The sequence below is a fragment of the Micrococcus lylae genome, from assembly GCF_900163825.1.
GTDB classification, from domain to species: domain Bacteria; phylum Actinomycetota; class Actinomycetes; order Actinomycetales; family Micrococcaceae; genus Micrococcus; species Micrococcus lylae.
Genome location: NZ_FUKP01000026.1, coordinates 1 through 13635, shown reverse-complemented (window position 1 = coordinate 13635; position 13635 = coordinate 1). Strand labels below are relative to the sequence as shown.

General features: G+C 71.6%; 13 protein-coding genes. 6 read left to right on the top strand and 7 right to left on the bottom strand.

The features are described 5' to 3' along the window. The 5 genes from aroA to FM125_RS04290 all read left to right on the top strand — a co-directional run. The coding region (gene aroA, locus FM125_RS04310) for a 3-phosphoshikimate 1-carboxyvinyltransferase (RefSeq protein WP_425435784.1) at positions 1-1406 on the top strand (1406 nt) is incomplete at its 5' end. Continuing rightward, positions 1407-2513 (top strand): ribosome small subunit-dependent GTPase A, encoded by a 1107-nt coding sequence (rsgA, locus tag FM125_RS04305; RefSeq protein ID WP_087133756.1) that lies wholly within the window; start codon positions 1407-1409, stop codon positions 2511-2513. Positions 2514-2589: 76 nt separating this feature from the next. Then, complete coding sequence (hisN, locus tag FM125_RS04300) at positions 2590-3444, top strand: histidinol-phosphatase (RefSeq protein WP_425435783.1); 855 nt, start codon at positions 2590-2592, stop codon at positions 3442-3444. Next, positions 3437-3991 (top strand): hypothetical protein, encoded by a 555-nt coding sequence (locus tag FM125_RS04295; protein WP_087133754.1) that lies wholly within the window; start codon positions 3437-3439, stop codon positions 3989-3991. The genes hisN and FM125_RS04295 overlap by 8 nt, the downstream gene beginning before the upstream one ends. Then, positions 3988-4383, top strand: a complete 396-nt coding sequence (locus tag FM125_RS04290) for a FluC/FEX family fluoride channel (protein ID WP_067189118.1) — start codon at positions 3988-3990, stop codon at positions 4381-4383. The genes FM125_RS04295 and FM125_RS04290 overlap by 4 nt, the downstream gene beginning before the upstream one ends. Positions 4384-4413: 30 nt before the next feature. Here FM125_RS04290 and FM125_RS04285 read toward each other — a convergent pair whose 3' ends face one another. The 5 genes from FM125_RS04285 to FM125_RS04265 form a co-directional block, all read right to left on the bottom strand. Continuing rightward, the gene (locus FM125_RS04285) at positions 4414-5811 is read right to left on the bottom strand and encodes a sodium/glutamate symporter (protein WP_067189110.1); all 1398 of its coding nucleotides are present in this window, start codon (positions 5809-5811) and stop codon (positions 4414-4416) included. A gap of 162 nt (positions 5812-5973) precedes the next feature. Continuing rightward, a complete protein-coding gene (locus FM125_RS04280; RefSeq protein ID WP_070639852.1) occupies positions 5974-7524 on the bottom strand; it encodes a tripartite tricarboxylate transporter permease in 1551 nt (516 codons plus the stop codon). Beyond that, on the bottom strand, positions 7524-8132 hold the full coding sequence (locus tag FM125_RS04275) for a tripartite tricarboxylate transporter TctB family protein (protein WP_245829793.1): 609 nt from the start codon (positions 8130-8132) through the stop codon (positions 7524-7526). The genes FM125_RS04280 and FM125_RS04275 overlap by 1 nt, the downstream gene beginning before the upstream one ends. Next, positions 8129-9166 (bottom strand): Bug family tripartite tricarboxylate transporter substrate binding protein, encoded by a 1038-nt coding sequence (locus FM125_RS04270; RefSeq protein WP_083315374.1) that lies wholly within the window; start codon positions 9164-9166, stop codon positions 8129-8131. The genes FM125_RS04275 and FM125_RS04270 overlap by 4 nt, the downstream gene beginning before the upstream one ends. A 121-nt stretch (positions 9167-9287) precedes the next feature. Beyond that, entirely contained in the window at positions 9288-10364 is a 1077-nt protein-coding gene (locus tag FM125_RS04265; protein WP_070639934.1) for a 2,3-butanediol dehydrogenase, read from the bottom strand. Between the two features lie 295 nt (positions 10365-10659). On the opposite strand from FM125_RS04265, the gene FM125_RS04260 reads away from it, so the two are divergent. After that, the gene (locus tag FM125_RS04260; RefSeq protein WP_087133753.1) at positions 10660-11406 is read left to right on the top strand and encodes a CDP-alcohol phosphatidyltransferase family protein; all 747 of its coding nucleotides are present in this window, start codon (positions 10660-10662) and stop codon (positions 11404-11406) included. Between the two features lie 20 nt (positions 11407-11426). Here FM125_RS04260 and FM125_RS04255 read toward each other — a convergent pair whose 3' ends face one another. Next, complete coding sequence (locus FM125_RS04255; protein ID WP_087133752.1) at positions 11427-12344, bottom strand: hypothetical protein; 918 nt, start codon at positions 12342-12344, stop codon at positions 11427-11429. Positions 12345-12405: 61 nt separating this feature from the next. Next, positions 12406-13377, bottom strand: coding sequence for a potassium channel beta subunit family protein (locus tag FM125_RS04250; RefSeq protein WP_245232027.1), 972 nt, complete (start codon positions 13375-13377; stop codon positions 12406-12408). Between the last annotated feature and the right edge of the window lie 258 nt (positions 13378-13635).

Here is a 13635-nt window from a genome sequence, read left to right as displayed (position 1 = left end):
CCCCCTGCCCCGCCCCGCCCCCTGCCGCCGCAGGCGCCGGGCCCTGGCCGGACCCGTGGCCGGCACCGCACGCGACCGGCCCGGTGGAGGGCACCGTGGAGCTGCCCGGCTCGAAGTCCCTGACCAACCGCTGGCTGGTGCTCGCCGCGCTCGCCTCCGGGCCCTGCACGCTGCACGGGGTGCTGCGCAGCCGGGACACGGACCTGATGCGTACCGCGCTCACCGCCCTCGGCGCCGGGTTCTCGGACGGCGCGGACGGCGCCCTGCATGTCACCGGCCTGCCGATCGGGGAGCCGCTGCCGGCGCCCGTGGAGATCGACTGCGGCCTGGCCGGCACCGTCATGCGCTTCCTGCCGCTGGTGGCCGCCCTGCGACCGGGCACCGTCCGCCTGGACGGGGACCCCGGCGCCCGGGTCCGTCCCATGGGCGCCACGATCCAGGCCCTGCGGAGCCTGGGCGTGCAGGTCACGGAGGAGGGCGAGCCCGGCCGTCTCCCGCTGACCCTCGCCGTTCCCGAGGCCCTTCCCCTCCTTCCCGACGACGGCTCCCGCCACCTCGAGCTCGACGCCTCCGAGTCCTCCCAGTTCCTCTCCGCGGCGCTGCTCAGCGCGTGCGCGTATCCGGGCGGGCTGACGGTCCGCCACGCCGGCGCCACGGTCCCCAGCCCGGAGCACGTGGGCATGACGCTCGCGGCCCTGACCGAGGTCGGCGTGCCGGCCGAGGCCCTGGACGCGAGGACCTTCGCGGTCCCCGGGGCCCGCCCGCGCCCCTTCGCCATGACCGTGGAGCCGGACCTGTCCAACGCCGGCCCGTTCCTGGCCGCCGCGGCGGTCACCGGAGGCACCGTGCGCATCCCGCGCTGGCCTGCCGAGACCACCCAGATCGGGCAGCGTTGGCGGGACATCCTGCCGGCCTTCGGCGCCCGGGTGGAGTTCATCCCGGACGCAGAGGACCCGGCGCACGGCGTCCTGGAGGTCTGCGGCGGCCGCGACGCCGCCGGCGACCCGGTCGTCTGCGGTGCCGGCGAGGTGCCGGACACCGCCGAGCTCGCCCCCACCGTCGCCGCCCTGGCGCTGCTCGCCGAGGGCCCGACGCAGCTCACCCGCATCGGCCACCTGCGCGGGCATGAGACCGACCGCCTGGCCGCCCTCACCGCCGAGGCCGCCCGCTTCGGCGTCCACGTGAGTCAGGGCGCCGACCGCCTGGACTTCCCGGGGAGCGGTGCCGCCGGGGACCTGACGCCGGCGGAGGCACGGACCTACCACGACCATCGGATGGCCACGTTCGCGGCCGTCGTCGGGCTGGCGGTGCCCGGCACCACGGTGAGGGACGTGGGGACGACCGCGAAGACCATGCCGGACTTCCCGGCGATGTGGGAGGCGCTGGTGCGCCGAGAGGAGGCCTGAGTGGGCCGTCGAGTGGACCCGAACGCCTGGGACGAGTCGGATGTGCGCGTGCGTCCGAACAAGAAGGGCTCCCGGCCGCGTACCAAGCAGCGGCCGAAGCACGAGGACGCGCAGATCGCCATGGTGACCACCGTGGACCGCGGCCGGTACACCGTGTCCCTGGACGGCCAGGACGCTCCGGTGACCGCCATGCGCGCCCGGGAGCTGCGCCGGAACCCGATCGCCACGGGCGACCGGGTGGCGGTGGTCGGGGACCTGTCCGGGCGGCCGGGGACGCTGGCGCGCATCGTGCGCATCGAGGAGCGCACGACCGTGCTGCGCCGCTCCGCGGACGACTCGGACGCCGTGGAGCGCGTGGTGGTGGCCAACGCGGACACCCTGGTGATCATGGTGGCCGCGGCGAACCCGGAGCCGCGCACCGGCTTCATCGACCGCGCACTGGTGGCCTGCTACGACGCGGGCATCCACCCGCTGCTGCTGATCACCAAGACGGACCTGAAGGACCCGGTGGACCTGGTCCGCCACTACGAGGACCTGGACCTGGAGGTCATGACCTCCGGCGCTTCCGCATTCGAGCAGCAGACCGGGGACACGGACCTGGACGCCTCACTGGTGGAGCGGGTGGCCGAGCGGCTGCGCGGGCACACCGCCGCCTTCGTGGGTCCCTCCGGCGTGGGCAAGTCCACCCTGCTCAACGCGCTGACCGGCGCGGACCGGGCCACCGGGCACGTCAACGCCGTCACCGGGCGCGGCCGCCACACCTCCTCCTCCGCGCTGGCCGTGCCCCTGCCGGACGCCGCGGGGAACCCCGTGCCGCACACCTGGGTGGTGGACACCCCCGGCATCCGTTCCTTCGGCCTGGGCTGGGTGGAGCCGGACCGCGTGGTGGAGGCCTTCGACGACCTCTCCGGCGCCCTGGCCGACTGCCAGCCCGGCTGCACCCACCTGAGGGACGACGGGGACTGCGGCCTGGACCCCTGGGTCCGTGCCGGGAAGGCCGGTGCCGCCGGCGCCCACCGTCTGGAGTCCCTGCGTCGCCTGCTGGCCAACCGCGCCGGCACCTCGGAGCCGGGTTCGGAGTCCTCGGAGGCGCCCCAGGAAGGTTGAGCCGCGGCGTTCTGCGCCGTGGACGCCCTGAGGATCGGCGGCTCCTTCTGCCCCGCGGCGGACCGGACAGGATAGCGTGGGGCCCATGGAGAGCACCGGAGCCGAGACCACCTCCCCCGCCGCCCGTGCCCCGCGGGAGCACAAGGACCACACCGAAGACCTGCGCCTGGCCCACATGCTCGCGGACAATGTGGACTCCCTCACCATGTCCCGTTTCAGGGCGCTGGACCTGGACGTCTCCACGAAGCCGGACCTGACGCCGGTCTCGGATGCGGACACCGCCGCCGAGGAGGCCATCCGCTCCGCCCTGTCCCGCGCCCGTGCCCGCGACGGCATCCTGGGCGAGGAGTTCGGCGAGACCGAGGGCCGGGACGGCCGCACCTGGGTGATCGACCCCATCGACGGCACCAAGAACTTCGTGCGCGGCGTCCCCGTGTGGGCCACGCTGATCGCGCTGCTGGAGGACGGCGAGCCGGTGCTCGGCGTGGTCTCCGCCCCGGCCCTGCACCGCCGCTGGTGGGCCGCGAACGGGCAGGGCGCCTTCGCAGGCACCTCCCTGACGCGCGCCGAGCGCATCCACGTCTCCGGCGTCTCCGAGCTCTCGGACGCCTCGCTGTCCTTCTCCTCGCTGGAGGGCTGGCGCGAGCGCGGCCAGATCCGCCCGTTCCTGGAGCTGACCTCGGACGTGTGGCGGGTGCGCGCCTTCGGCGACTTCTGGTCCTACATGCTGCTGGCCGAGGGCGCCGTGGACATCGCGTGCGAGCCGGAGCTGGCCCTGCATGACATGGCCGCCCTGGTGCCGATCGTCCGCGAGGCCGGCGGCCGCTTCACCTCCCTGGACGGCCAGGAGGGTCCCTTCGGCGGCAACGCCCTGGCCACCAACGGCCACCTCCACGAGGAGGTCCTCGGCCGCCTGCGCGCCGATGGCTGAGCCGGCCCGCCCGGGAGCCACCGGCCCGGGCCCCGCCTCCCCCTTCCCGACGGCGTCCCCGCACCGCCGCCTGCCCGGTCCCCTCGTGCTGTGGGTCGGTCTCGGCGGCGCCGTGGGCGTGCTGCTCAACGCCGGCACCCACGCGCTGCTGGACGGCCCGGGTCTGGCCCTGTTCGGCCCCGCGGCGGGGAGCACCCCCGCCATGGTGGTGGCCAACCTGCTCGGCGCGTTCCTGCTCGGCCTGCTCAACGGCCGGGCACGGACGTCCCGGGCGCCGTGGGACGAACGGGTGACCGCTGCCCTGGGCACCGGGGTGCTGGGCGCCTACACCTCCTTCAGCGCGCTGGCGGCGCTGCTGGGCACCCCTGTCACCGCAGCGCTGTCCGCGCCGGGCACGGCGTCCGCCGAGCGGATCCTCGGCGGTCTCGGCGCCGGGCTGCTGCTGGTGGCTGCGGTCGCCGCCGCCGGCACGCTGTGCGCCTGGGCGGGGCTTCGTGCCGGGTCCCGTTCGGGGGCTGCGGACCCGGCGCGGGAGGCCGCACGATGACCCTGCTGGACTCCCCCGCCCTGCTGCCGGCCACGGCCCTGGCCGGCGCGTGCGGCGCCATGCTCCGCTTCGCCCTGGACCGGTGGCTGTCCCCGCGGGGTGTCCTCGCCGCCAATGTGCTCGCCGCGCTGGTACTCGGCGCGGCCGTGCCGCTGCTCTCGGCCCTGCCGCACGCGCCGTTCACGCTCCCGGTCGCCGCGACGTTCGCGCTGGCCCTGGGCACCTTCTCCACGCTGGCTCTGCAGGCGGTGGACGCCGCCGCGGATGCCGGCACCCGCAAGGCCGCTCTGGCCCGTGCCGCGCGAATCTGGGCGCTGCACCTGGGCCTGGGCGTTGTCGCCTTCGTCGTCGGGTTCTGGGTGGGCGCCTGGGCCCTTGAGCCGCCCCTCTGAACCGGCCCGCGGGGACGGCCCTCGGGACGGTCAGACTCGGGCGGCGGTGGCCGGACCCGTGCGTTGCTCGGCCGGGCCGCCCTGCCGCACCATCACCACCGCGCCGAGGACGGCGATGACGCCCCAGATCGCCACGACCGCCCAGGGCGCTCCGGCGACGATCAGCAGGGGCGCGACCGCCACCGCGGCGCCCTCCACCGGGATCAGCGGCATGTAGGCGTAGCCGAAGTCCTCCACGGTCCCGGACTCGAGCTCCGGGTCCACGATGCGCAGCAGGGCGATGCCGGTGGCCACGGAGCCGGTGGCCCAGCCCCAGGTGAAGATCTGCTTCTCGAACCAGCTCTCGCCCAGGTACCGCGGGGCCACCACGAGCCCGAGGAACAGGCAGAACGCCAGGCCGAGGACGAACAGCAGGACCAGCTCCGTGAGATGGTCCGCCACGAACGCCGGCTCGATGGACACGATGCCGCAGACGATCAGCAGATCCGAGGCCATCCCGGACAGGGACTTCAAGGTCTTCGGGTCCATCACGCGGACGGCGCCGCTGCGGACCACGCACCACCGCACCACGATGCCCGCCAGGAAGGCGCTGGCGAACAGCGGCAGCGCGAAGTCGCCGAGCAGGTCTGCGGTGGTGGTCATGAAGAGCCAGCCGAGGGCGAGGACGACGCCGACCAGGGCGACGTGCAGGGTGAGGGTCTCCAGGGACGAGCCGGACATGGTGTGGCGGGCCGCGACCGGGCGGTCGTCGTGCTCCAGCACGCCCGTGCGGACCGACGGGGTGAACGCGTCGGCGGTGTTGAACGCCCGGGTGTGGCCGCGGACGGAGCCGATCTTGGCCAGGACCACGCCGCCGGTGATCCCGGAGAGCATGCCCACGGTGGCCGAGGTGAAGGCGATGGATGTGATTTCCGGGTGTCCGGCGCCGGCGAAGACGTCGCCGAGGGCGGCGGACGTGCCGAACCCGCCGGACCAGGAGGCGAACAGCACCATGCCGATGCCGTCCGAGGTGCCCATCGCAGGGCCCAGCAGGAGCAGCACGAACAGCATGCCGACGACCACCTGCCCGGCGGACATGAGCACCCCGTACCCGGCGAACCCGGCCAGCGGGCCGTTCATCCTCGTGAAGGAGAAGGACTGGGACAGCGCCATGCAGGCGAACACCACGGCGATGAGGAGGGTGGTGTAGGAGCCGATGTACGCGGAGAACGGCAGGCCGGTGAACGTCCAGCCGCCGACGCCCAGGCCCCACGTGCCCGCCACCTGGGGGCTGAGGAGGAACCCCAGCAGCCCGGCGATCACCGGGGCCGGCATCACGAGCCACTGGAAGAAGCGGACCTTGGCCCGCAGCACGACGGCGACGAGCAGCAGGATGCCGATCAGCCCGACGTCGCCGATGAGGGTCTCACGAAACAGTGCAGCATCCATGCCAGGAGCCTTTCCACGCCGGGGGCACCCCGGTGGCGGCCCTCCGGCAGGACTCTACCGGTGCCAGGGCACGACGACGGCCCCTCGCCTCCGCCTGCCGGCCCACCGCGGAGGGTGGGCCGGCAGGGCCGGGTGAGGGGCCGTCGCCGGGAATGGGGGCGGTCAGCGTCCGGCCGGAACCTCCTCGTGCTCGACGGCCGACCCGGCGGCCGTCTTCTCCGCGCGGGCGGCGCGGGCGCGGCCGACGATCGAGATGCCGATGGCCAGCGCAAGCAGCACGTAGACCGCGATCGTGATGCCGCTGTCGACGAAGACGGAGTAGTCGCCGCCGGAGGACATCAGGGCGTCGCGCAGCGAGGTCTCGGCGAGCGGGCCGAGGACCATGCCGATCAGCAGCGGCGCCAGCGGCACCGAGTAGCGGCGCATCAGGAATCCGAGGAAGCCCAGGCCGGTCAGCAGGAACAGGTCGAACGTGGACGCCGACGTGGCGTAGACGCCCAGGCCGCAGAACACCGCGATGCCGCCGAACAGGTACGGCTTCGGGATCAGCAGCAGCTTGGCCCACAGCGGGGCGAACGGCAGGTTCAGCACCAGCAGCACGATCATCGCGATGAAGAACGAGGCCAGCAGGCCCCAGACCAGGTCCGGCGCACGCTCGAACAGCAGCGGGCCCGGCTGCAGACCGTACTGCTGGAAGGCGGCCAGCATGATCGCCGCGGTGGCCGAGACCGGCAGTCCCAGGGCGAGCAGGGCCCCCATGGCGGTGCCGGTGGTCGCGTTGCCGGCGGCTTCGGGGGCGGCCAGGCCCCGGATCGCGCCCTTGCCGAACATCGGGGTCGTGCGGCGCTTGTCCAGGTTCTTCTCCACGCCGTACGCGATGAACGTGGGCACGTCCGCTCCGCCCACCGGGACCACGCCGAACGGCAGGCCGATGCCCGTGCCGCGCAGCCAGGCCGGCAGCGCCTCGCGGAACTCGGCGCCGGACAGGAACGGCCGACCGGCGGACGGGATCGAGCGGGCGGCGGGGTCGCGACGGATGCGGGAGGCCACGTGGAAGACCTCGCCGAGGGCCAGCAGCGCGACGGTGACGGTCACCAGGGAGACGCCGTCGAACAGCTGCGGCACGCCCAGGGAGAAGCGTTCCGCGCCGGAGACCGAGTCGATGCCGACCGTGGCGATGCCCAGGCCCAGCACGAGGGCCAGCAGGCCCTTCAGGACGTCGTCCGCCACCACCGAGGAGGTCGCCACGAAGGCGAACAGGGCCAGCGCGAAGTACTCGGCCGGGCCGAAGTTCGCGGACAGGTCCGCCAGCGCCGGGGCCAGGAAGACCACCAGCACACAGGAGACCATGCCACCGATGAACGCACCGATCGCCGCGGTGGCCAACGCCTGCGGGGCGCGGCCGGCACGGGCCATCTTGTGCCCCTCGAAGGTGGAGGCGATCGCCGAGGCCTGGCCCGGGGTGTTCATGAGGATGGCCATGGTCGAGTCGCCGAACAGGCCGCCGAAGTAGACGCCGGCGAACATGATGAACGCGGCGGTCGGGTCCAGGGCGAACGTCATCGGCAACAGCAGCGCCACGGCCATGGACGAGCCCAGGCCGGGCAGGACGCCCACCGCGGTGCCGAGGAGGCATCCGACGAGGACGAACACGAGGTTCATGGGGGTGAACGCGTGGGCGAAGCCCTCCATGAGCAGGGACAGTGCCTCCATCAGAAGCCACCTCCGATCAGGCCCGAGGGCAGGTTCAGGCCCAGGGCGACGCCGAAGGCCAGGTAGACGATCGAGGACACCGTCAACGCCACCACCACGTCACGCAGCGGGGTGCGGGAGTCCATGGACCGGGCCACGCACCAGAACAGCAGTGCGGCCGCCAGGATCCAGCCGGCGAACTGCAGCAGTGCGGCGAAGGCCAGGAATCCGCCGACGGCCCAGGCGACGCAGCGCCAGTCGGTGAACGTCGGATACTGCACGGCCGCGGCCTCCTCGGCGGCGCGTCGCTCCTCGTCCGAGACGTCGTCGTGCTCGCCGAAGGTCGCCGGCTCGGCCGGCTCCGGGGTCTTCAAGATCCGCAGCGCCAGCAGCACGGCGATCACGTAGCCGGCCACCAGCACGATGGTCGGGAAGAAGGTCGGACCCGGCGGATCCGTGCCCTCCGGCACCTCCATGGTCAGCACGCCAATCAGCAGGTAGGTGCTGAAGACGGCGAGGATCAGCGGGACGACGAGTCCCGAGCGGCCGTGACCGAAGCCTGCCGACGGCTCGGGTGCGGTGCGCGCGGAGGCGGGTGCCTGCGCAGCGGTCTTCTGGTGGATGCTCACAGTCCCAGCTCCTTCACGAGCTCGCGGGCCTTGGCCTGGTCCTCCCGGATGAAGTCGATGAGCTCGGGGCCGGTGAGGAAGGAGTCCTCCCAGCGGTTGCGCTCCAGGGAGTCCTTCCAGGAGGCCGAGTCACGGGATTCGGTGACGATCTGCTCGAGGGAGGCGAACTCCTCGTCCGACACGCCCGGGGCGGCCACGATGCCGCGCCAGTTCACCAGGTCCACGGCGTAGCCGAGATCCTTGAAGGTCGGCAGGTCCGGGTAGTCGTCGAAGCGCTCCGGAGCGGTGATGGCCAACCCCTTCACCCGTCCGGCGTCGATCTGGTCGCCGACCTCGTTGAAGCCGGTCACCGCGATGTCCGCGGTGCCCGCCATCAGCGACTGCACCGACTCGCCGCCGCCGGCCTTCGGAATGAAGGTCAGGTCCTTCGGGTCGATGCCCACGTCGATGGCCAGCTGGGCGATCACCAGGTGGTCGATGGACCCGACGGAGCCGCCGGTCCACACCATGCCCTTCGGGTCGGCCTTCCAGGCCTCGACGAACTCCTCCATGGTGTTCCACGGGGCGTCCGCCTTCACGATGAACGCGTTGTAGTCCTCCGCTATGCGGGCGATCGGGCGCACGTCCTCGAGCGTGTACTGGGAGTCGTTGGTGGCGATGCCGCCGGTCATGGCCGCGCCGGTGGCCATGATCGTGTTCGCCTGACCGGACTTGGTGACGAAGTTGCTCAGCCCGATGGTGCCGCCGGCACCCGGGATGTTGACCACCTGCACGTTGTTCACGATGCCCTCGCTGCGCATGGCCTGCTGGCCCTCACGCGCAAAGGAGTCCCAGCCGCCGCCGACGCCGGCCGGGGCGATGTAGGTCAGGTTGGACCGCAGGTCGTCGTCCGTGCCCGCGGCACGGACGGAGAAGAAGGACGCGGCCGCGATGGATACGACCGCGATGAGGGCGAAGACGACGGTGCCGACGCCGATCGTGCGGCCCGGCGGGGCGGCGGCCTTCTGACCCGCGTGACGGTGGGACGGTGACATGGGGGCTCCTGAAGGGCGAGCGACGAGTGAAATCCGTGACAGGCGTCACAGGTCGGACGATCGTACTGCATCCAGGAGCCCCCGATCACCTCAGGACCGGATCACGGGATCCGAGCGGGGGTCACAGCCCCTTGCCCGAGGGCGAGACGAGGATCTTCACCGCGGTCTCGTTGCGGTGGATGAGGGTGTCGAAGCCCTCGTCCACCAGACCCTCCAGACCGATCTTGCCGGTGATGAACGGGGCGAGATCGATCTTGCCGGACTCCACGAGCTCGATGGTCGCCGGGTGGTTGTTCACGTAGGCGATGGTGCCGCGCAGGTCGATCTCCTTCATCACGAGCTTGTGGATGTCGAAGTCCGAGCGCTGGCCCCAGATGGAGACGATGACGATCACGCCACGGGGCTTCACCGCGTCCATCAGCGTGTCGAGCACGACCTGGACGGAGGTGCACTCGAACGCGACGTCCGCTCCACGGCCGTCGGTCAGCTTCTTGACCTCCTCGACGACGTCGGTCTCCCGCGGGTCGAAGGTGTGGTCCGCGACGCCGGACTCGACCGCCTTCTTGCGGCGCAGCTCGGACAGCTCCGACATGACGACCGTGACGCCCTGGGCCTTCAGGACCGCTGCTGTGAGCAGGCCGATGGGGCCCGCGCCGCCGATCAGGGCGACGTCACCGGCCTTCACCCCGGAACGCTCGACGGCATGGAAGCCGACGGTCAGCGGCTCGATCAGCGCCGCCTGGTCCAGCGGCACGTCCTTCGAGATCCGATGCACCCAGCGGCGGTCCACGGCGACCTTCTCCCCCAGGCCGCCGCCGTGGCCGCCGAGGCCGATGAAGTTCATGTCCTGGGACAGGTGGTAGGTCTTCGACTCCGGCCCGGTGTCCACGTCCTCACGGATGATGTACGGCTCGATCACCACGTGGTCGCCGGCCTCGAGGTCGGTGACGCCCTCGCCGAGCTCGGCGACGACGCCGGAGAACTCGTGGCCCATGGTGACCGGCGGCTCCTCCCCGGTGACCGGGTGGGGGTGGCCGGGCTGCGGGACGAAGATCGGGCCCTCGAGGTACTCGTGCAGGTCCGTGCCGCAGATGCCGCACCAGGCGACGTCCACCAGCACCTGCCCCGGGCCGGCGGTGGGGGTGTCGATCTCGTCGATGCGAATGTCCTTCTGTCCGTGGAAGCGAGCGGCGCGCATGGTGCTCATGGGGAACCTCCTGGCGTGGTCGGTGAAGAGGGGACACCACCAGCATGCTCCTGGCGGACCGGCACGGGACACCCCTCGCCTCCGGCACCGCGGCGAGCCGTCGAGCGGATGCGGGCGGCCGTCGTCGGGAAGCAGGCAGATGAAAGCCGACGGGGGCCGCGCGGCGACCTGGGCAGGACCTGTGGCGGCGCGCCCGACGCCGTCCCGGATCCTCCCGCCCCAGGGTCTACGATCAGTGCCTGTCTACGTCCGGAGGCCCCGCCTCGATCCGAACAGGAGCCACACCGTGAACTCTCCCGCTCAGCGCATCCTCGCCTGGTGCGTGCACGCCTTCACGCTCTCCGGCTTCCTGTTCGCCGCCCTGGCGGTCCTCGCGCTCATCCAGGGCGAAATCGCCATGATGTGGCTCTGGCTCGGTGTCGCCATGGCGGTCGACGCCGTGGACGGCACCCTCGCGCGCAGAGCCGACGTGAAGCGGCACGTGCCGTGGTTCGACGGCGGCACCGTGGACATCGTGGTGGACTACCTGACCTGGACGTTCATCCCCGCCCTGTTCATGTACCTGCACCTACCGTGGGGCGGTGGACCGCTGCCGATGATCCTCTTGGTGGTCGTGTTGGTGTCCTCGATGTTCTGCTACGCCAACGAGGAGTGGAAGTCCGCGGACTACTACTTCGTCGGGTTCCCGGCGGCGTGGAACATCGTGGCTGTGGCCCTGTGGGTGATGCAGACCGGTGCCGTGGTGAACATCGCGGTGACGCTTGTGCTCGCAGTGCTGACCCTGGTGCCGACGCACTACACCCACCCGTTCCGTGTGCGCCGCTTCATGGCCTTGAACATCCTCGCGGTCTGTGCCTGGACCATCTCCGCAGGCTGGCTCGTGGCGATCCACCCGGTACGGCCGACCTGGCTGTTCATGGTGTTCTGGGCCACCGGAGCCTGGTTCCTGCTCACCTGTGTATGGCGGACCGTGGCCGGTGCGCTCCGCGGGGCGAAGGCCACCGACCCGGTCGATGAGGGGCCCGCCGCCTGAGCAGCAGACGCCGGAGGGCGTCAGCGCGCGGCGCGCACGGCAGCCGCCACCCGGCGGTCCCGCAGCCAGCGGCCGACCTCCAGCAGCACCGCGCCTGCGATGAGCACCCCGATGATCACATCCACGATCGGCGGGTAGCCGCGGCCGTGGCTCCAGAAGTAGACGTACGGGGCCATCAGCGTCACCAGGGTGACGATCAGACCGGTCAGGCGCCACCGCCACGTGCGGCCGGCCACAAGCGTCACCACTCCCCAGGTGTACGGGACGGCGGTGACCACGTCGATCCCCCAGAGCGCCCAGATGTTGCCGTGGAAGTGCGGCACCCAGAGCACCGGCAGCGCCCGGCACAGCGAGTAGGCCATCACCACGGTGTAGGCCCAGAAGACCGGCGAGTGCAGGGTCCGGTAGAGGCCGGAGCGCTCGAGCAGGTCCACGCCGCCGTCCCGGAGCACCCGTAAGTCTGCGCCGGACAGGCGGGCGGAGTCCAGGCCCTCGAGGTGACGGCGTGCCCAGGCCTGCTCGACGTCCGTGCCGGCGAGTTTCAAGCGCATCAGGGTCGAGGGATTGACGGCGATCGGCACGAGCTCGACGGCGTCCGGCAGGCGCAGCCGCCACTGCTCCGGCACCGGGCACAGCGGGCCCGCCACGACGAGAGCCTCACCGAACAGCTCCTGCAGACGCGGCAGGTCCACGGAATCCACGGCGGCAAGCCAGAGGCAGACGCGGCGGGCCAGGGAGTCCTTCAGCATGGCCCCGACCGCCTCCATCACGGCCTCGGCCTGGGCCGGGCGGAGGTCGTGGAGCACATCCACCTCACGCACGTTCACACTGCGCAGTCCGCCGATCCGGTCCGCGCCGCTGACCTTCACGAGCACGTCCGGGTCGAAGGACACGGAACGTACCAGCGGGACCTCGGTGAGGGAGAACAGGGCGAGCACTGCTCCAGTCTCCTCGCCGAGGACCGGCTGGACATCCGCCTCAGGTCGGAACCTCAGCCGCTCAGACGAAGATCGTCTCCAGGCGCTCGCGCACCTCGTCGGTCACCAGCTCAATCACGTCGAGGGCCTCGAGGTTCTCCTGGACCTGGTCCACGGTCGAGGCGCCGAGGATCACGGTGGACACGTGCGGGTTGGACGCGGTCCAGGCCAGGGCCAGCTGGGCGGCGGTCACGTCGAGCTCCTTCGCCAGGTCCACGAGCTGACGGATCTTCGCGGTGATCTGCTCGTCGGCGATCGAGTCCTTCACAAAGTCGTAGCCCTTCAGGGCGCCGCGGGAGCCGGCCGGGATGCCGTCCACGTACTTGCCGGAGAGGATGCCGGAGGCCAGCGGGCTCCACGTGGTCAGGCCGAGGCCGATGTCCTCGTAGAGGCGGGCGAACTCCTTCTCCACCTTGGTGCGGTGCAGCAGGTTGTACTGCGGCTGCTCCATGACGGGCTTGTGCAGGTGGTGGCGCTCGGCGATGTTCCAGGCGGCGCGGATCTCGTCCGCGCTCCACTCGGAGGTGCCCCAGTACAGGGCCTTGCCCTGGCTGATCATGTCGCTCATGGCCCAGACGGTCTCCTCGATCGGAGTGTTCGGGTCCGGGCGGTGGCAGAAGACGAGGTCCACGAAGTCCAGGCCGAGGCGCTCGAGGGAGCCGTCGATGCCCTGCATCAGGTACTTGCGGTTCAGGGTGTTCTTCATGTTCACCACGCCGTCATGGATGCCCCAGAACAGCTTGGTGGAGACGACGTACTCGTGGCGCTGCCAGCCGAGCTCGGACAGGGCGCGGCCCATGATGGTCTCCGACTCGCCGCCGGCGTAGACCTCCGCGTTGTCGAAGAAGTTGACGCCGCCCTCCTTGGCGGCGGCCATCTGGTCCCTGGCCAGTCCCACGTCGACCTGGGTGCCGAAGGTCACCCAGGAGCCGAAGCTGAACTGGGAGACCTGGAGGCCGGAGGAACCGAGACGGTTGTAGATCATGTCGCTCATGGCTCCACGCTACTACCGGTGCCTGCACAGTTCAGAGCCCACGGACGTGAAAAGGCCCCGGAACCGTGAGGGTTCCGGGGCCTTCCCGTGGTGGTGAGTGGAGCCGGCGGGACTATCCCCCAATCCGGCGTTGACTAGGCATTATGTGGCTCTTCACAATCGAGGGTGTAGACGGGGCTTGAATCCTCCACTCTCGAGCAAGGACCTAGCGATGTAGTTGGTGAGATTCCGGAAGCCCAAGGCGGATCCGCGTAGGTG